Source organism: Nitrososphaera sp. (assembly GCA_039938515.1).
Classification (GTDB): Archaea; Thermoproteota; Nitrososphaeria; order Nitrososphaerales; family Nitrososphaeraceae; genus Nitrososphaera.
Map to the genome: position 1 here is coordinate 61,797 of JBDUUL010000010.1, position 17,599 is coordinate 79,395.

At 50.1% G+C, this 17,599-nt stretch carries 18 protein-coding genes; 7 read left to right on the top strand and 11 right to left on the bottom strand.

Translation table 11 applies throughout. The annotated features are described in order from the left end of the window. The first annotated feature begins 6 nt into the window (after positions 1 to 6). From ABI361_05405 to ABI361_05425, 5 genes are all read left to right on the top strand, one after another. Entirely contained in the window at positions 7 to 1,734 is a 1,728-nt protein-coding gene (locus ABI361_05405; GenBank protein MEO9320091.1) for a vWA domain-containing protein, read from the top strand. A 306-nt stretch (positions 1,735 to 2,040) separates the two neighbouring features. Then, positions 2,041 to 2,880, top strand: coding sequence for a helix-turn-helix domain-containing protein (locus tag ABI361_05410; GenBank protein ID MEO9320092.1), 840 nt, complete (start codon positions 2,041 to 2,043; stop codon positions 2,878 to 2,880). A gap of 23 nt (positions 2,881 to 2,903) precedes the next feature. Beyond that, positions 2,904 to 3,650, top strand: coding sequence for a hypothetical protein (locus ABI361_05415; GenBank protein ID MEO9320093.1), 747 nt, complete (start codon positions 2,904 to 2,906; stop codon positions 3,648 to 3,650). 224 nt (positions 3,651 to 3,874) lie between these two features. After that, positions 3,875 to 4,330, top strand: coding sequence for a hypothetical protein (locus ABI361_05420; GenBank protein MEO9320094.1), 456 nt, complete (start codon positions 3,875 to 3,877; stop codon positions 4,328 to 4,330). After that, complete coding sequence (locus ABI361_05425) at positions 4,327 to 6,075, top strand: hypothetical protein (GenBank protein ID MEO9320095.1); 1,749 nt, start codon at positions 4,327 to 4,329, stop codon at positions 6,073 to 6,075. Before ABI361_05420 ends, ABI361_05425 begins: the two co-directional genes overlap by 4 nt. 54 nt (positions 6,076 to 6,129) lie before the next feature. Here the strand turns inward: ABI361_05425 and ABI361_05430 are convergent, their stop codons facing one another. From ABI361_05430 to ABI361_05450, 5 genes are all read right to left on the bottom strand, one after another. Next, complete coding sequence (locus ABI361_05430) at positions 6,130 to 6,525, bottom strand: hypothetical protein (GenBank protein ID MEO9320096.1); 396 nt, start codon at positions 6,523 to 6,525, stop codon at positions 6,130 to 6,132. A 121-nt stretch (positions 6,526 to 6,646) separates the two neighbouring features. Continuing rightward, the gene (locus ABI361_05435; GenBank protein MEO9320097.1) at positions 6,647 to 7,609 is read right to left on the bottom strand and encodes a UbiA family prenyltransferase; all 963 of its coding nucleotides are present in this window, start codon (positions 7,607 to 7,609) and stop codon (positions 6,647 to 6,649) included. 171 nt (positions 7,610 to 7,780) lie between these two features. Next, positions 7,781 to 8,668: a hypothetical protein gene (locus tag ABI361_05440; protein ID MEO9320098.1), complete on the bottom strand. Its 888-nt coding sequence runs from the start codon at positions 8,666 to 8,668 to the stop codon at positions 7,781 to 7,783. A 78-nt stretch (positions 8,669 to 8,746) separates the two neighbouring features. Further along, positions 8,747 to 9,424 (bottom strand): dTMP kinase, encoded by a 678-nt coding sequence (gene tmk / locus ABI361_05445; protein ID MEO9320099.1) that lies wholly within the window; start codon positions 9,422 to 9,424, stop codon positions 8,747 to 8,749. A 115-nt stretch (positions 9,425 to 9,539) separates the two neighbouring features. Further along, a complete protein-coding gene (locus ABI361_05450) occupies positions 9,540 to 9,698 on the bottom strand; it encodes a hypothetical protein (GenBank protein MEO9320100.1) in 159 nt (52 codons plus the stop codon). A 229-nt stretch (positions 9,699 to 9,927) separates the two neighbouring features. On the opposite strand from ABI361_05450, the gene ABI361_05455 reads away from it, so the two are divergent. Continuing rightward, positions 9,928 to 10,179: a hypothetical protein gene (locus ABI361_05455; protein MEO9320101.1), complete on the top strand. Its 252-nt coding sequence runs from the start codon at positions 9,928 to 9,930 to the stop codon at positions 10,177 to 10,179. 29 nt (positions 10,180 to 10,208) lie between these two features. Here the strand turns inward: ABI361_05455 and ABI361_05460 are convergent, their stop codons facing one another. From ABI361_05460 to ABI361_05480, 5 genes are read right to left on the bottom strand one after another with little or no spacing between them, the layout of a single operon-like run. Then, positions 10,209 to 10,874, bottom strand: a complete 666-nt coding sequence (locus tag ABI361_05460; GenBank protein MEO9320102.1) for an NADPH-dependent F420 reductase — start codon at positions 10,872 to 10,874, stop codon at positions 10,209 to 10,211. A 42-nt stretch (positions 10,875 to 10,916) separates the two neighbouring features. Then, positions 10,917 to 11,657 carry an adenylate/guanylate cyclase domain-containing protein gene (locus ABI361_05465; GenBank protein MEO9320103.1) on the bottom strand — a complete coding sequence of 247 codons (741 nt, stop codon included), beginning with the start codon at positions 11,655 to 11,657 and terminating at the stop codon, positions 10,917 to 10,919. Positions 11,658 to 11,682: 25 nt separating this feature from the next. Further along, positions 11,683 to 12,063, bottom strand: a complete 381-nt coding sequence (locus ABI361_05470) for a response regulator (GenBank protein MEO9320104.1) — start codon at positions 12,061 to 12,063, stop codon at positions 11,683 to 11,685. Beyond that, positions 12,044 to 14,512 carry an ATP-binding protein gene (locus tag ABI361_05475; protein ID MEO9320105.1) on the bottom strand — a complete coding sequence of 823 codons (2,469 nt, stop codon included), beginning with the start codon at positions 14,510 to 14,512 and terminating at the stop codon, positions 12,044 to 12,046. Before ABI361_05475 ends, ABI361_05470 begins: the two co-directional genes overlap by 20 nt. 7 nt (positions 14,513 to 14,519) lie before the next feature. Continuing rightward, positions 14,520 to 14,918, bottom strand: coding sequence for a P-II family nitrogen regulator (locus ABI361_05480; GenBank protein ID MEO9320106.1), 399 nt, complete (start codon positions 14,916 to 14,918; stop codon positions 14,520 to 14,522). 208 nt (positions 14,919 to 15,126) lie between these two features. On the opposite strand from ABI361_05480, the gene ABI361_05485 reads away from it, so the two are divergent. Then, the gene (locus ABI361_05485) at positions 15,127 to 16,806 is read left to right on the top strand and encodes a thiamine pyrophosphate-binding protein (GenBank protein MEO9320107.1); all 1,680 of its coding nucleotides are present in this window, start codon (positions 15,127 to 15,129) and stop codon (positions 16,804 to 16,806) included. Between the two features lie 45 nt (positions 16,807 to 16,851). Here the strand turns inward: ABI361_05485 and ABI361_05490 are convergent, their stop codons facing one another. Continuing rightward, on the bottom strand, positions 16,852 to 17,091 hold the full coding sequence (locus ABI361_05490; protein MEO9320108.1) for an Lrp/AsnC ligand binding domain-containing protein: 240 nt from the start codon (positions 17,089 to 17,091) through the stop codon (positions 16,852 to 16,854). Positions 17,092 to 17,599: the final 508 nt, after the last annotated feature.

Here is a 17,599-nt window from a genome sequence, read left to right on the forward strand (position 1 = left end):
CCCTGAATGATCCTTCAAGGTTCATTTTACTCGCAGTTATACGAAGCATTCACATCGCTTCAAATTGACGACTATTTTCAGTCCTCGCACCTGACCTATCCCGGGGAGCAAGCGTCTCCGTCCCTATGGATTGACGCCAAGACCTGCGCGGTCTCAATTCCAATCTACTATTCTTCAAAAGGCGCTGTTGCGTACTGCAAACTGGCATTCTCACCGGATGGCTTTGGCTATACTTCACTTGGCAGACTCGCCCTTGCCTCTACTACGCTGTTGGCTGCAAAGGGCATCGAACTGGCGACGCGAAAGCCAGCCGCAATCAACAAGTGGATTCATTCGAAGGATGATGTTGTCAGGGCCTCCTATGTCGTCAACTCTATCCTTGATCGGCTCGCAAGACAAAGAATACAGCAGTCTTTGGGCGAACAGTTCTACACCGACGTAATTCGCTCAGCAGATTTGCTCTCCCTATGTTGCATACCAAAATATCCGGGAGATCTGAACGGCCTCTTCAAAAGGGTTCTCACAGAGTCGTCCATGCTGCTTTCTCAGGATTGGACGCAGCGGTATCCGGGTCCTGCAGTTTCCTTTGCTTCAGAGTACTCGGGTTTAATTGAAGGTTATCAGGCAAGCCAAGGTGAGAAAGACAAAAGCAGCGGTGATTCAAGCGGCAGCATTTCGTCATTAGCGGAATCGCTATACTCTCTTCTGAAGAAAATACCGCCAGCTTTTAGCGATGGCACATATCTAGCGTATTCAAACCTGCTTGATTCGGGCAAGAACAAGACCACCCGAAACGCGCGTGCGCCGAGTATTATTTCCGAGAGCGATTTCGCCAAGGCGTGTGTTGACTTTGGACTTGAGATAAAGCCGGTTGACGATACCTATGCCGAAATGGTCCGCCAGTTAGCAAGGGACCAGAAAAAAATAGCGGCGCTGCGGGAAACAATTGCCCAGACCTCGCAGGGCTTGAACTTTGATTATTATGACATAGCACGGATGGACTATGGGTCATACAAGCAGCTAAGCAAGGAGATTGCACTTGAGATCAGGATGATCTCTGAAAGGATAAGCACCATAAAGTATGTGTCGGAAGAGAAGCATTTCCTGGACTCGGGCAACGTGGACCTGCAGGTGGCCATACAAGCCATTGCAAGTCAGTCCGCAAGGGACGACATGTTCTTCAGAGAGGAGGATACAAACAAGAGTGAAGCCTGGACAATTTTGCTTGACGCTAGCAAAAGCCTTCAGGGTTCAAGCCGAACCGTCAGAACCATTGCTATATGCCTCGCGGAAACTGCGAATCAAATAATCGGCCAGCGCAACTGGGCAATGTTTGCCTTCTCGGACAGGATTTCCGGCATAAAGTACTATGGCGAGCCATTTGACTTTACTGTCAAGTCAAGAATTGGAGGTCTCAAACAGTCTGGACTCACTCACATTCCAGACGCTCTACGGCTGACAAGGAACCTGGCGGGCGGTGCAAGCCAAACGGAAAGAAACTACACCATAATGGTCACGGACGGGATCGCGTCGGGCTACTCTAACATAGAAGACGAGTTCTCAAAGTCGGTATCTGAGGTCAAGGGAAGAGGGATAAAGCTGGCTGCAATTGGAGTTGGGAGCGGGGGAGAAAGCGTTGCGAAAAACGTCAAATTGACACGAACTATCGACCAGCCCGCAGAAGTTGTCAAGGCTTTTGTCGACATTTACTTTGACTTGTCTGCAAGTGCATAAATTACTATGTACTTTTTTACCCCACTAGGCAATCAGTTACAGAGTTGAACTAAGTGACCGTCAGCTGCCGAGCCCGCCGAATTTCGCAATGCAATCGCCAATTGACGATAGACAATCATGTTCGCTAAGAAAGGAGACTTTATTCTCATTGCAGAACAAACTCTAGTTTATGAGAAAGGCTTCTGTATCTCAACATGCCATCGTCTGCTGTCGAAGAGACTTGCTTGGCTCGTTTTTCGCACGTAGACAAAATTACGGAAGCTACTTTTTATACTGATCCAGCATTGGTCAAGTTCCGAATCTGAAATGCCAGCGGAATACATAGACGAATTCAAGCCTTCAAATCCGAACGAGGGAACGGAGTCAAAACTTATCACTGAGCTTCAGAAACTGGACCTGACACTAAACGAGGCCCGGATACTCTTGTTCCTCATTACAAAAGGAAGCGCAAGTGCTGCCGAGGTATCAAGGCACACTGGAATTCAGAGGACCGAGACGTACAACTACATTTCTACGCTACTCTCAAAGGGCATCGTCTTTTCAACCTTTGACAGGCCGCAAAAGTATCACGCGTTGCCAATCGATCAGGTAATCGACACTCTCGTACAGACCAAGCAAAACGCCCTCTCATCGCTTATCGAGAAAAAGGCGGAGTACAACCGACTGATTGAGACGATTATTAGCAGTACAGTCGGTTTTACAACTGACAAGAAAGAGAGCTATCAGATCGTTATCGGCGACAACTCGATAAACGCCAAGATCAAAAGAATGCTAGACGAGGCAAAAGAAGATGTCACAGTCCTTGTAACTGACAAGAACCTTGTCAACTTTTACCATGCAGAAATTACAGACCAGCTAATCAGGCTAACAGCAAAGGGCGTCCGCGTAAAACTCAGGACACCGTGCAAGAAGGTCATGGACTACTTCAGCGGCGAGGACGAGGAGGGCAAGAAAGATGCAGAGATGCCGATATCGCTCAAGACCACTGCGGAACTTGTTCCTGTAAACTTTGTCCTGGTGGACAACAAGGACATCATACTGTTGCTCGAAAGCCAGTCTTCCAAGAAAGCGGAACTTTGCGGCTTTTATACGAACAACATGTCAATGATTTCCATCTTCAGGTTCATCTTTGATAGCCTTATATAGTTGAATGAGACTAAGCCTGCGTATTGTCGGGCCTCTCATTTGACACTGTGCTAGACAGGGTGAGCTCTGAGCTAGAGGGCTCGCTGGTATTTGCAGGAGCATTGGACAATAATGCAAAGCTCCTTGGCTTTAGAAAAGGGACTTCCAAGATGGCCCTGCCAGTCGAAAGGCACGAGACCTTGGATGTCCAGATTTCACTTTTGTTTTCACTTTTGCACCAGCTCGAAGACATTGCCGGGCCCCACACCTACACAGTAACGCGGTTTGGCAAGTACAACATTTTCCTTTTCGGGACCAATGACATCCACCTTTTCATTGTTTCAAACCCTGACAATGACGCTAATATCAGCAGAGTCATGTCGGGTATTTTAAGAAATGAGACAGAGGAATCTGACACGGGTCCAAGGTCTGACCCAAGAGCGAAGGTTGCCGCAGCACTTGCACCGGTTACAGCAAAGAACCCTCCAGGGCCGGACCGCTCAAAATTCGAAAACAAGTCTCACGCAAGGCCCGCGCAGAGATCGAATTCCGGTTCCAAGCCCGGCGCAATAATGATGCTGGAAGGCTATTTCCTGGGAACAGGTCCTGGACTCGAAATTGACGAAGACTCGGAAGGCTATATCATCAGATCCTCTGGTGAAGGCGGAGCAAAGGTTCCGTTTTCTCTTGTTGAGAGAATTAATTCCACCTTCGGCGACAAGATCGAAATCGTCTCATTTGACAACGACAAGGACGGTCGCCCAGTCATTCGAATTATGCCCAAGGAATAACTCAATACTCGCTCGAATAAATCAGTCTTCAAAAAGTCTCCACGTCACTTGCTAGCCAATAAGATAAATCTGCAACTATGGTATTGGAATTCTAAGGATAATCCTACAAGAAATAAGACGTCGTGGGCAGCCAGCGCGCCTGCTCTATTCAGTATTCGGCAGAGTGTTTTTCTGTTTACGTACTGGTGATAATATCGGCCCATAAGGCTCAAAGAAGCATTGTAATGGCTCCCTTAGGGGCTCGCACAAGACGAAAAGGCCGTAGAGGCATCAGTGTAGTAATCACTAGCCTGATGCTGGTAGTCGCAGTTTCATTATTCGGCTCGTTTCTTCTATCGTGGGGAAATTCATATTTTGCCTCACAGCAGGTGGCCATATCAAATCAAACCAATTCACGCCTGAACCAAGTTCGGGAGTCTGTGGTAATAGAGGATGCATGGTTCTTCCACAATAATACAGGCAATTTTGCGACGGTGACGATACGCAATGCCGGCAACAACGGGTTTACCGTCGCATGGGTGACAGTCAACAACTCTATCGCATGGAACAAGGGGTTGCCCATCCAGAATGCAACTTACTCGCAAGTCACATTCCCGCTCGGCTGGCATAGCGGGGACCTTCAAAAGGTCGGTGTAACGACCAAGTCCGGAACATCAACACAGCAGGCCTGGCAGTCATGAGAGCGACCAGAACACGGCGTGGCATTTCCGCGGTTATAGGCGGTATTTTCATGGTCCTTCTGATTGCTGGAGCCGTGAACATGACTATATGGTCAATCCAACAGCAGAACCAGGTTACCGGAGCAATAATTCAAAAGGCAAATTCCAATCTTGCACAGCTCAACGAAAAGATTGCTGTAAGCGACCTTAGAATTACAAACAACAAACTCAATATCACTACGCAGAACACAGGCGGGACGGCAGCCAACATTCAGGCAATTTATGTCGTCAACAAGACAAGCAATACCGAATACAGATACAGCGTCAATTATGTTGTCGACGGCAAGAACTCTGTAACCAACATTGGGCAGAACATTCCATTTACAGTTTACAATAATGCGGCATATTCTGTCAGGCTCGTGACCCAGGCAGGAAATACCGCGACTGCATCGTACACTCCGCTGTCACAGCTTGCGCTGCCCATGGCGCTGTATGCCATACCTCCTACCGTTCAGCCGAACGATAACATCACGCTTCTCTATACGGTGACAAACAATGTGACAAGCACCGGCAATTCGCTAACTGTAACGCCGACCATGTCAACCTCTATGAGTTGCAGTCCTCCAGGACCCAGCTGCCAGTTGACGCCGGTTGTCACTCCATCAGCGACTACCATAGCTAGGGGGAATACAGCGCTTTTCAAGTGGGTATATACCGTGAACGCTCCAGACATGACCACGCTAACATTCAATGCCTCACTTGTCGGCGCAAAGAACGGCAACTATGTGATTGAAAAGGGCTCAGCCCGGCTTGTGCAAGCGTCGCAGACATCATTCCAATCAGACCAGCTAGTATCCTCAACTCTGGTTCAGCGACCAGAGATATTTGCGATGTTTCCAAACCCGTTCGGAATCTCCAATCAGAACGGAATCTGGGGTGTTGCAGTCGCCAACCCGACATTGCAGCCGATGAACGTAACAAAAATAATCATCACCGTAACCTCGCCGAGAGGCCAGTCAAATGACAAGATCTTTGATACTTCCGGCGGAAAATGCAATCCTCAGACTGTAAGTCCAACAGGGACGAATTATTGGACATGCCCCGGCGTGAACATGATACAGTGGAGAAAAACCTCGGGCTATATAATCAACGGTCCGTCAGCGATGGCATTTCTTAGCTCCGTAGCTCCTGGTTCATTAGCCGCAGCAGGGGATCTGCCTGCTTTCAATATTGACGTCACGGTATTTACCAATATGGGACAGTTCGGAAAGTCCGGCTATGCGAGCAGCATTCAAAATACAGGTTCTATGCCTAACGTCTACCTTTCTTCTGCCGTCAATTCTACTGTCACATCAAACATGGTAGGAAATTATACCGGTTTGAAGTCGGGAACTACAAAAACGTTCAACGCTACTATTGCAAATCTGGATACTTCTGGTTCATATAAAATCAATTCAGGCTCGAGGCTGGTCATCGATATACCCAAATGCTTTTCCAATGTGCAGGTATTGCACAGCAATGACTTCATTTTATCAGGACCCACACAATATTCTGATGGCTCGTGGCAAATTATTGGTACGCTCAAGCATGATTTGACGGGTGTTTCGCCCAATGCCGCTCGAACCATCCAGTTCTCTGCTACAATTCAAGCCCAGCCTCAGTCGATGGTCTACATAATGTATGTCTTGGGTGATGGAGACTCCGAAGGCGGCACTGCTTTTCCGATAGGTCCCCTCTCAGAGGTTCCCATGCAAGTGACGCCCTGACGGACGGATCTCCATGCTAGCTGGAAAAAAGGGAAGTCTAGATGCGATGGCCGCCTATTTGCTGTTGGTTATTATTCCCTTGATAACCTGGTTGTCAAGCAGCGCGTCAATGAGCTTGGTTCGCTCTTCCTTTGGAAGCTCATTGGACGTCTCCAGTGAATCAATGGCCTTGAGCTTCCAATAGTTCACCAAGGCGTCGTTGACCGTCAGCTGCGAGTCGTAAACGATTTTGCCAAAAGCAGTAAGCAGGTACTTGCCGCTTTTCTTGCGTACAAGACCTGCCTTTGACATTCTTGATAATCGAGAGTAATACTGCTTGCGTGTTAGCTTTGTCTTTTCCTTCAGGCTTTCACTGTCAATCATCCCGCTTGAAATTGTGGTAAAAAGCTCGAGGGATTTGTCGTCGGCAATGGTTCGTAGCACGGACGCAGTGGTCTGCGATTTTGCCATTTTCTAGATATGTTCATTGCAATATGTGTATATATGCGCATTGTCGCTTCCAAAGACATATTGCTCTGTAAAATGCCCGTTTTTGGACAAACACTTTTTCCTTTACAAAAGTGTCCGGTACTTAAACAAGAATTGTACCGGCTATGATCGCGGACTGCATTAAAAAGTGCAGCGGCATAAGTCTCGCATGTTGGCTTCGAATTGCTTCCGACTTTGCCTCTAACCTGCTTGTCCTGATGATGTTGACAAGGATAAGCGAGGAGACGATACTCATTACTATAGCGCCTGTGATGCCGAGAGACGAAGAAAAGTAGAGAACCCAGGACGCGGCTGACATTGTGCAGGCTGTCGCGCCAATCATTACGAGCGTGGCTTTCCTCCCAATTACTACCGGGATGGTCTTCCTTCCGGCTGCCGCATCTCCCTCTATGTCGCCCAAGTCGTTGTACGGCGAGGTGACAAATACCATCATCAGGACCATCAGCGACCCGTATGCAAGCACCGATGAAACTGCCAGGTTGCTGAGATCCGAGCCGACAGTCGATCCCAGCATTAGCGACAGCGACATGTAGACGCCTATTGTTAGCGTCTTTACCACAAACCTGTCCTTCAGCGCGACCTTCGGCGCAGAATACAGGATGCCGATAGCGATCATTGGCACGATTAGTAAGATTGTTGCCAGGTTCCCCGTTGACAAGGCGATCAGACCTGCAACTGCGTTGGTAGAAATTATGAAAAACACAGCCTGCCTTTTCGTGACAATCCCCATAGGAATCGGCCGCCTTTTCTTGTTCATGCGGTCAAGGTCGGCGTCCGTGAGGTCATTTAGTACATACAGGCCGACAGTTAGCAGAAGCGTGATTGCAGGAAGGGCCATCATCCTCTCGACTAGAACAAGCGACTCTCCCTGCAAAGCCAGCCCCGGTAGACCGCCAGACGTACAAAACAAGCCTGTAACGGTTGACATCATGAACACCAAGCCGTGCTTTCTCCTGGAGGCAAACAAAATGCCCAGAGACTTCAAGTATGCAGACGGGCCCAGCCTCGAGCTTCTGCCGAGATTGCGGATGTGCAGGAAGGACAACTATAGAAGCAGCTGCTACATGCGACATCTGCATTGGCACTCTTTTCCCAAGGTATGTAGATCTGATTACATCAAGCGGAAAATACCCTCTAATGGACATTGCGAAGCCTTGATGTCCGAGAGGTGCATTTGTTATGCCGCTTCTGATGCTTGTTAGAATGCCTGAAGCGGCTATCGCCGAATTTCCGCCAGCCACAAAGGTGCGCTAGCGGCCTTTGCCAGCGAATCAAAGTACTTGACTAAAGTCTGGGCCAAGTAGGCGTCGTCATGGCTTGCAATCCCTATCGTAAAGTCCTGAGGGTTGGCCGGAGATATTACCTCAAATGCTGCCTGCCTGCCGTCAATGACTGCAAAGCTTACCGGAACAGGGCAAGTCCTCAGGTTGAACCTGGGCGACTTTATCATTTCCTGCACAAGCTCGTAGGATTCCTTGTTGTGTGGCGTGCGCAGTACCGCATTAAGTCTGCTTTCCAGGCTCGTCTGAGTTGGATTGCCGTCGAGCAGGTTGAGCGTGATCCCCTTTCTGTGCAGCTGCAAGAGTTTGGCGGATATCTTTGGATCATGATATCTTGTAGCAAAGTAAATCTGCTCTTGGGCTCCTTCCAAGAGCTTGCCCACCTCATGCACGAGCTGTTCAAAGTCCTTGACAATGGTAAACCCTGAAAGCTGTGACGGACTTAGGAGCTCTCTGAGCTTTGAGCCCTCTATGAATTCGTTGACAATGCTTTCCTTGTGGGATAGGGGTATGTCCTTATCCGCCCGGATAATGTCAATCGCGCGCAGGCTTCCATGGTTTTCCAGGATTTCTTCCATGGATTTTACGTGCTTGTTGTAGACAAGAGAACCAAAGGTTGTGGTATTATATCTGGAAGATTTTTTTTCAATTAGACCCGCGTCACGGAGCTTGCGGAGCCGGATATAGAACTGCTTCTTGCTCATCTTGCCTTCGTAGCTCGAAGAGGAACCGCCGAGACCTGTGTATGCCCTGCCAAGGATTGTTCTTGTCCGCCTGTCTGCCAGCATGGCAAAAATTTGCTCCATAGTTGCGGGGCTCTGCATAATTAGGGGACAAGTAGCCAAGGTATTATTTAAGTATTATAATTATCTCCCCTTTTGGGAATCGCTTCTAGCCTGAAATCACTGGAGAATTGCCGCAGCAGTGTCGCGTACTCTCTGCTGCTGCTCCTCGATCTGTTCGTCGGCATTTATCACCGTAAAGCCTTCCTTCTGCACCATCGCATCATACTGATCCGTTATGCGCCCCTGAAAGATTCTATAGCTCTCGTACGGGTCGCTGCTAAGGTTGAGGTCCATACCCGCTTCGTAGAACTTGAGCTTGGGCCTGCCGGCCAGTATTCTGTCGATTGCAACGTCTACCGAGACTCTGAAATAGAAGGTAATGTCCGGCTTGGTAGCAAATCCGTACACTTTGCGGACCCAGTCCGGACTGCAGCCGCGAACGACATCCCTAGCAAACGCGGTGTAGATGTACCGGTCTGCAAGAACAATGTACCCTGCACGGAGCAGCGGAAAGATGTTCCGCTCGTACCTGGCAGCAAAGTCTGTTGCGTGCAAAAGGCTAAAGGTTGTCGGAGTCAGGAGGTTCTTCTTTTTGCCCTTTGAAATGATCTCCTTTACCTGCTCCGAGGAATTCCATTCAGTGAAAAAGACAGAGTGGCCTTTGTATTTCAGCCATTTTTCAAGCAGGCGGATCTGAGTTGACTTGCCCGAGCCGTCTATTCCCTCTACAACAATCAATTTTCCGGGGACGTGAAGCTCCTTGCCTGACTCGGCCTTTACAGTCTTGACGCTCAAATCCGCTCACAGGGAACGGATCCCAGCTATATCAACATACATCGATTTGCTTTCGTTCAGAACTCGTTAGACTATTGCTGGTGATTCCGCAACCCTGGCACTTTGCGTCTGCCTGCTAGATTGGAAGGGTTATGCTCTCCATCGAATCGGGGTGACGTTCCTTATAGTGGCGGACCATTTCCTTTGCGCTTTCAAAATCAATGAGGCAGATCTCGCACGAATATGCGTGGGCAGGTTCGGGTGTGTCTCTTTTTTCGGTATCCTCTGAAACCATGCAATGTTGACACCATTAAAACTATTAAACTTTTCTTGAATAGAACAATAGATTTTGATACATTCAAGAAAAAGCCTCTGAAATAGTGACTAGAAAGACCTGTTTGCCAGAAATCTTTTGCAAACAATTTTAAATACATTCACCAAAAACTTATTCTAATTGCAGCAAGAACGCCCGCAAAAACGTTTTTCTTTGCAAAGCTCATAGAAAACAATAGCAGAACTAATCAATGGACAAATCAAGAGTGACAGACAGGGTCAAGGACTATGTCATTGTGACAATTGTCAGCCACGTCGTGGGCCAGGCGGTTTTCCTTCCATGGAATCTGTACATCATGAACTTTACGCCCGACCAGTTCGTAAAAGGGGCGATTATCAGCTTGCCGATAGCATTCATGTGGAACTATGCGGGAATCAAGGTCAACCTCTATTGCAGTAACAAAATAAAGTCAGTGGTCAACTCGATAACGCACAAGGCGTAGGGTTTCGAATCAGGCAGACTGCCTGGTCATCACTTTTTTGTCAAGAGTTTAAACGCGTGGTTGCCCGAGCCTGTGTTTATGTAGTGCTTTATCCAGACCATTGCAAGCGGTTCGAGCAGCCGAGACTCCTGTATTCCTCCCAGGTCAATAGTTTCCCATCCAAATTTGTCCAGAATGGATGTCACGGTGGTCTTGGCCTCGCTGCTGTTGCCGCAGATAAACATGGTCGGAGGGCCGCAGTCAAACTGCGGCTTGAACATGTGCGGGTTTCCAACTATGTTAAAGGCCTTGACAACGTTTGCGCCGGGGAGGAGTCTCTGAACCGTTTCGCCCGCAGAGTCTGTCATGCCGATTGCAAGTTTGGGAGGGCCTGACGAAAAGTCCAGAGGGTTTGTCACGTCAATCACGGTCTTGCCTGAAAAGTTGCGCGGTCCGACGAGCCGGATGGCGTTTTCCGCGCCGCTCCACGACGTCGCAATCACGACGATGTCGCCAAAATTTGCCGTTTGCTCAAACGTGCCCGTCTGGGCCCGCGCGCCGCGCGACTTTGCCCACGATGCGAGCTTGTCCTGATGCGGGTCTCTTGAGCCAAGCATCACATCATAGCCAATTTCATGAAAGCTGTTTGCAAGCTTGATTCCAACGTCGCCTGAGCCTATTATCCCAACACTCGTCATGGTCCTCTGTTGCTCCATGACTGATTCGAGTGGATGATAATAAGACTTTTCTCCCGCCCGTCAGGTTCGACGCACTATATACATGCGGTAAAGGCCTTCCTCAGCCGAAGAGGTTGGGAGCAAAGACTCGGCGAATGCAAAGCTGTCCAGAGATCGAACCTTCTCGTACATTCCTTGTCCTATGACCATACTGTCTCGCGGAGCGAAATCATTGATCCTCGAGCAGTGGTTCACCGTGGTCCCGAATATGTCGTTTACAGATGAAGTGGAGACCTTGGCGACTGCGACCGAGCCGTATTCGCAGCTCACGCGGTAGCTTACCTCCGGCAGCCCCTCGTTTCTCATTTTGCGGTTTAGCGGTTCCCGCTCTTCGAGCATTGCGATTCCGCACAACAGAACGTTCTTGAACGACGCCGGCGTGCCAAGCTCTGTCTCGGGAAAGTAGTACAGGATGCTGTCGCCGATGTTCTTTACGACCACTGCACCAAAGTTTGTGGCGATGTTGGCCATCCTGTTAAGAAAAATGGAATAGTACCTTCCGACCCCCGAGTCTCCGAGAGACCTGCTAATTGCAGTAGAGCTTACCATGTCCACCATGCATACACAATATTTCCTGCTATCGTCAAAGAAGCGAAGCAGGATTTCTATTTGCTGCCGTTCCTTGGACTCGTGCTGCTCTGAATCCGATTCGCGTCTGTACTGCGACAGTGCGTCGCCGCCAGGAAGCGAAGTGACCGCGCCATGCGCAGACCCTCTGTCATCGCCGTACAGATGCAAATTGCTGTCGCTGTAGCGAGTCAATCAGAAAAGCCTGCTCCGGTTGCTCTCACTTTGCCACGCTCCGCGCTTTTTCAATCTCGGTCATTTTCTCAAAAAGAGTGTCGATCTGGACCGGCTTTCGAAGGCAGGAGTGGATGCCCAGTTTTACCAGTTCGGCTACTTCGGAGTCGGTTATCGACGAGGCCGTAAAGAGCACAATCAGGTTGTCTGCCAGCTTGCCTTCGCTTACGAGGCTGTCGATTATGTCAAGTCCTGAAAAGTCAGGCATGGCGATATCCAGAAATACAGCATCAAAGCGGCCCGCCTTGATTAGTTCAAGTCCTTCGCGGCCGCTGTTTGTAAAGGACACCTGGTGCCCTATTGCCGTCAGTACCTTGACAAGGAGGTCTGTTATGTCTGGGCTGTCGTCAATTATGAGTACTTTCATTGTTATCCTTTTGCCTGTCCTTTGGGATGCTGAAATAAAAACTCGAACCCTTGCCTTCTTCGGTCTCCACCCAGATAGTGCCCCCAAGGCCGCTCACTAGACCCTTGCTGATTGCCAGCCCAAGGCCTGTTCCCCCGTGCTTTCTCGTCAGCGATGTATCCACCTGATAGAACTTTTGAAACAGATACTGCTGCTTTTCCTTGGCTATGCCGGGGCCGTTGTCCCGGACGCAGAACACAATGTCGCCGTTTCTCTCTTCAGCACTGACGTCAATCCTGCCCGTCGTCGGGGGAACAAAGTCTATCGAGTTGTACAGGAGCGCGGAAAGCACCTGGGTAATCTTGGCCTCGTCGGAGTGAAGCTTTAGGCCCGGCTGTGAGTGGACCGTAAACTGGACGGCCTTATCCTTCATTGCAAGCTGGAAATCCTTTTCTATGTTTTTCAGAATCCTGTCCACGTCTGCCTCGCCTATGTTGAATCGGATCTCGCCCAGCTCTATCTTTTGCACATCAAGCATGTCGCTTATCATTTTCTCAAGCTTCACCGCATTCTTTTCTATCGTTTCCAACGCATTCTTTTGATCCTTTGAAATCGGTCCCAGGATTTTTTCGGACTTGAGCACTCCGCACCAGCCGATAATCGGGGTCAGCGGCGTCTTTAGTTCGTGCGACGCCATGCTCAAGAACTCGTCCTTGAGCTTGTCCTTGTTCCGAAGCTCGATGTTTGTCTGTCGGAGCTCTTCTGCCTGGCGCTTGATAATCTGGGCGTTCTCCCTCTCCCGTTCCAGCGCCCGCTGAAGCTTTTCCTCGTAATTCTTCAGGTCGGTCACGTCGCTGTGTATGGCGATGTACTGCTTGGGCTTGCCGTACTCGTCAAGGAAAGGCACAATCGTGGTCTTGACCCAGTAGTACGAGCCGTCCTTTGCCATGTTCTTTATTTCGCCTTCAAATATCCTGCCTGATGATATGGTCTTCCACATTTCCTTGAAGAATTCCTCAGAGTGGTAGCCAGACTTTAGGATGCGGTGATTCATGCCGATAAGCTCGTCCTCGCGGTACTTGGAAATCTCTACAAACTTGTGGTTGACCTTGGTGATTTTTCCGTCCTTGTCAGTCACCGCCACGATTGCGGTCGCGTCAAGGGCGTTTGTCATGTCGCCCAGCTCCTTTGTGCGCTCGCGCACCATCTTGTTGAGGTTGTTGTTGGTTTCAAGGATGCTCTTTCGCATGCTGTCAAACTGCGAGGCAAGCTGGCCGACCTCGTCGCGCGATTCCGAGTGAACCTCGTACTCATAGTCCCCCTTTGAGATGCGGTCTGCAGCATCGCGCAGCTGGATTATCGGCCTGGAAATCGTCTTTGATACATACAGAGACGTTACGACCACCACGACCGTAATCGCGCCCGCAGTCGCAAGGATGTAGTTCCTCAGAGTACTGACGGGGCTGAAGATCTCCGCCTCGTCAAATTCAGCCAGCAGCACAAATCCCCTGTCGCGGGCGCAATACGAAAAGCCCACCACCGGGATGGTCCTATAGTCAGGGTAGATGTCGTGCACTTCGGTGCCCTGGACAAGACAGGCTCGCACAGCCTCTGTGTCAACCAGCTCTCTGAAGGGCGCGTTTTTGATGAATCGGGACTCGGTTATCATTATCTTGTTGTTGTTTACAAGGTACACTTCGCCAGTCTGACCGAGGCCCTTTCTGTTCAGGAGGATGTCGTCAAATCCATTCATGTTCATGGTTGCGACCATCTCTCCAATCTGCGTGTTTGGAGGCGCTGACGTGCTGTTTGTCGCGCCCGCAACGCTGCGGGAGATTATCGGTACAATGACTATTGCATCCCTGGCGCCATTTACAAGGCCAAAGTGAAATGACGCGGGGGTGGGCGATGCTCCCGGAACCGCGGTAGGCAAGATTGCCCTGATATCTTGGGGAAAGCCGGCGCTGTTTAGAACGATGGTCGAACTGTTTTGATCCCTGGCAGACACCGCGGTCGCGTTGGAGGCCGTAGAATTGGAAATAAAACTATCAGTCGATGCAAGGAGTTTGCCGTCCCTGCCGTACACGGCCACGTCTTGCAGTCCGATAGAGTTGCCCGCCACGTCCCTGAAAGAATCGATCTCCGACCTAAACTGCCTTTTGTAGTCCTCAAGCGCACTCGCAGAAATGGTAGACGGCTGGTCGGCAGCAAAGTGGGAGACGACCTGCTGGATTGCGTCGTTAGTGGCAAGGACCCTTATCTGGAGCGTACGAGAGTCCATGAGAGAGCTGACGGCCGCTCCCCTCCCTGTTGACTCGCTTGTCAGCTGGTCGGAAACACGCTGCCGAAGAAGGCTGTCTGAGGTAATGTAACTTAGCATCGACACAGCAAAAAGGGTGGTAAGGGAAAGGAACATGCTAAGGATAATGATCTTGGACTTGATGGTGAGCGAGACGGGTTTCTCAACCAATCAGCTTCTACGATCCTTTCGAACCTGATGCCGAAGGATTCGTAGACTTGCCCCGCTCGTCAGGCTGAAGGACCGCCTTTTCGCCCTTGTCGAGAGTCGAGATGTTTATCGCCTGCTCAATGTTTGTAATGAAAATCACACCGTCGCCGTGCTCCCCAGTTCTTGCGGATTCTACTATCGCCGGAATTACATTGTCGAGCTGTACGTCGGGAATGACAATCTCGAACTTTACGCGCGGCAAGAGGTCATAGGCCACAGGCTGCCCTCTCCACTGGAGGTGAAGTTCGCGCTCCTTGCTCCAGCCGGATACATTTGATATTGTCATGCCCCCTACACCTATCTGTCGCAGTTTTTCCTTCAGAACGGGAAGTTTTTCAGTTCTAACGATGGCTTCTATCTTCTTCATCGATCGGCAAGACGGAATGCCCGGCAAAATGATATAAATTTATCGCTTAGAACATAATTATCATATTAATTTGACAGCGTGATGATTCAAGTCAGCAAAGGAATTGATCGCCGGGAGTGGTTTGGCTATTTTTGTACATACGCTGAAAACAGGGAATGTCTGCAAACGTAAATAGTCGCCGGGGCCTGTACACTTTTGAAAAGCTCGTATGGCAGACTTGCAAAAGACAGGCGGCGTACGCGTCGCCGACTACCTGATAAAGAGCCTCTATGGGTGCGGAGTGAGACATGTATTCGGGGTCCCGGGAGATTATGTTCTCGGATTTTACGACCGGCTGGAAAAGACAAAGAGGCTTGAAATCGTGACGACCTGCGACGAGCAGGGCGCCGGCTTTGCAGCTGACGCCTATGCGAGGATTAGGGGTCTTGGAGTGGTCTGCATAACTTATGGAGTAGGGGGGTTAAAGGTGGCCAACACCACCTCGCAAGCCTTTGCTGAAAAATCACCGGTCATTGTGATTAGCGGATCGCCCGGCATGGACGAGCGGCTTGACGACCCGCTGCTTCATCACAAGGTGAGCGACTTTGGCATGCAAAAGCGGGTGTTTGACGAAATGACCTGCGAAGCGGCGGTCATTGACGACGCCGGCACTGCCGCCGAAAAGATCGACCGGGTGATAAGGTCAGTCTTGCGCTTCAAGCAGCCCGGCTACATCGAAATTCCGCGTGATGTCGCAGGCCAGCACATCCGGACAGCCGGACCGGAAAATCCGATAATGGCCGCGCGTCAGCCAAACGACACGCCTACGATACGCGAGGCAGGAGGCGAGGCAGTCTCGATGATTCTTGCCGCCAAAAAGCCGGTGATAATCGCAGGCGAGGAAATACACCGGTTTGGGCTTCAAGAAACCCTTCTCCTGTTTATTCAGCGAACCGGCATCCCGGCAGCAGCTACAATCCTGGGCAAGTCGGTCATTGACGAGTTGCACCCACTTTATGCCGGAATTTACGAAGGCGCGGTCGGCCGCAAGGAGACAAGGGAGTTTGTCGAATCAAGCGACTGCATAATAATTCTTGGCGCGTCCCTGAGCGACGTCACACTTGGCATGTTCACCGCAAAGCTCGACAGGTCAAAGACTATCTATGCCGCCTCGGAAAAGATTGCAATCCGCCACCACAGGTTCGACGACATTACCATGCAGGGTTTTTTGGAATATCTTGCCAAATCCACCGAACTCGCGCAAAAGGCTCCGAGGAGAAATGACATCCCTCACCCGCCCCCGCCCAAGAACCCGCGCGCTACTCCGGGGAGCAAAATCACTGTGGACTATTTGGTTGAGCGGATTAACTTCTTTTTAAAGGACGGGATGATGGTACTTGCAGACGTCGGCGACTCGCTGTTTGCGAGCGCGGACATTGTGATAAGAGGCAAGACCAAGTTTCTGTCGCCGGCCTACTACGCATCGCTGGGGTTTGCAGTGCCCGGCTCCATCGGCGCGCAGATGGCCGAGCCTTCGCTACGGCCACTCGTGCTTGTAGGCGACGGGGCCTTTCAGATGACCGGAATTGAGCTTGCGACCGCGGCAAAATACAAGCTGAATCCAATCGTCATAGTTCTCAATAACGGAATCTATCTTACTGAGGAATCGATTCTCCCAGGGCAATTCAACGATCTCCAGCCCTGGGATTACAGCCGGATGACTGATGTTGTCGGCAATGGCAGGGGTTTTGTAATAGAGACGGAGGAAGAGCTCGATGCGGCGCTTGCCGAGGCGGAAAAATCCACCGGCGCATTCTGCCTTCTCGATGTGAGGCTCAGCCGCTCTGACCGGTCAAGAGCTCTTCAGCAAATGTCAAAATACATGTCGCAGAAAGCTTCGTTCAAGTAAGACCGGAAGGCTCGGAAAAAGTGGAACACGTAAAGGACTGCTCTTTCAGTCGCCCTGTCCTTCTATTACCACCATGGTCAGGCTCGACTTTATCCCGTCCGTAGTCCTGACGTTGCTCACAACCTTTTTGATGTCGCTCTCCGTGTCGGCTCGAACCCTGGCTATTACGTCGTAAACTCCAAACACGCCCTTGACCTCCGCCACCCCTGACAATTTCTTGAGCTGCTTTATTACAGAGTCCTCGGAGCCCAGGTCACAGTTAATGAGCACGTATGCTTCTGCCATGCCACAACAGCCGTTGGACACAATATTAAACTATTATGTTACAGAAAAATCTGAGCCTTAGGCTTAACTTACGCAAAAGTCTGCCATCACAGGTCGCGCAGCTTCTGGTTGCACCATGAGCATCAGCCGTACTCTGGTGCTCTCGAGACATCGCAACTCCTTCAGAAGTGCCTTTCTCTTCCTACGATCAAGATAGCCTCTTCAGAATAATTTCCCGCTACCCGTAAATACCGATAGTACAGTGTTCTAGTAGAAACTAGAGTGCGGAAGATCAGGAAGACGAAAACAAGCCCGCAGGGCGATAAACATGGTTCAGGCTACAATGCAGATTCATGTGCTGTATGCAAAAGCACAGGCTACTTTGACAGTGCGGCGACCCTATTGTGCTCATTTTGCAACGGGACAAAGGAAAGTACAAAGGCCGCCGAGAGTTTTATGCGCTCGCACCCCTGCCAGTGCATTTTCTCCGACAGAAAGAACTGCCCGCTGTGCGGGTCTATCTGTCATC

Bases quoted from the DNA above. Each gene is read 5' to 3' on its own strand.
- ABI361_05490 (MEO9320108.1), bottom strand. From the start codon at position 17,091: ATGGCAGAAGCATACGTGCTCATTAACTGTGACCTGGGCTCCGAGGAC.
- ABI361_05470 (MEO9320104.1), bottom strand. From the start codon at position 12,063: ATGAAAGTACTCATAATTGACGACAGCCCAGACATAACAGACCTCCTT.
- ABI361_05420 (MEO9320094.1), top strand. From the start codon at position 3,875: ATGGCTCCCTTAGGGGCTCGCACAAGACGAAAAGGCCGTAGAGGCATC.
- ABI361_05430 (MEO9320096.1), bottom strand. From the start codon at position 6,525: ATGGCAAAATCGCAGACCACTGCGTCCGTGCTACGAACCATTGCCGAC.
- ABI361_05455 (MEO9320101.1), top strand. From the start codon at position 9,928: ATGGACAAATCAAGAGTGACAGACAGGGTCAAGGACTATGTCATTGTG.
- ABI361_05410 (MEO9320092.1), top strand. From the start codon at position 2,041: ATGCCAGCGGAATACATAGACGAATTCAAGCCTTCAAATCCGAACGAG.
- ABI361_05485 (MEO9320107.1), top strand. From the start codon at position 15,127: ATGGCAGACTTGCAAAAGACAGGCGGCGTACGCGTCGCCGACTACCTG.
- ABI361_05405 (MEO9320091.1), top strand. From the start codon at position 7: ATGATCCTTCAAGGTTCATTTTACTCGCAGTTATACGAAGCATTCACA.
- ABI361_05480 (MEO9320106.1), bottom strand. From the start codon at position 14,918: ATGAAGAAGATAGAAGCCATCGTTAGAACTGAAAAACTTCCCGTTCTG.
- ABI361_05460 (MEO9320102.1), bottom strand. From the start codon at position 10,874: ATGGAGCAACAGAGGACCATGACGAGTGTTGGGATAATAGGCTCAGGC.
- ABI361_05440 (MEO9320098.1), bottom strand. From the start codon at position 8,668: ATGCAGAGCCCCGCAACTATGGAGCAAATTTTTGCCATGCTGGCAGAC.
- ABI361_05425 (MEO9320095.1), top strand. From the start codon at position 4,327: ATGAGAGCGACCAGAACACGGCGTGGCATTTCCGCGGTTATAGGCGGT.
- ABI361_05450 (MEO9320100.1), bottom strand. From the start codon at position 9,698: ATGGTTTCAGAGGATACCGAAAAAAGAGACACACCCGAACCTGCCCAC.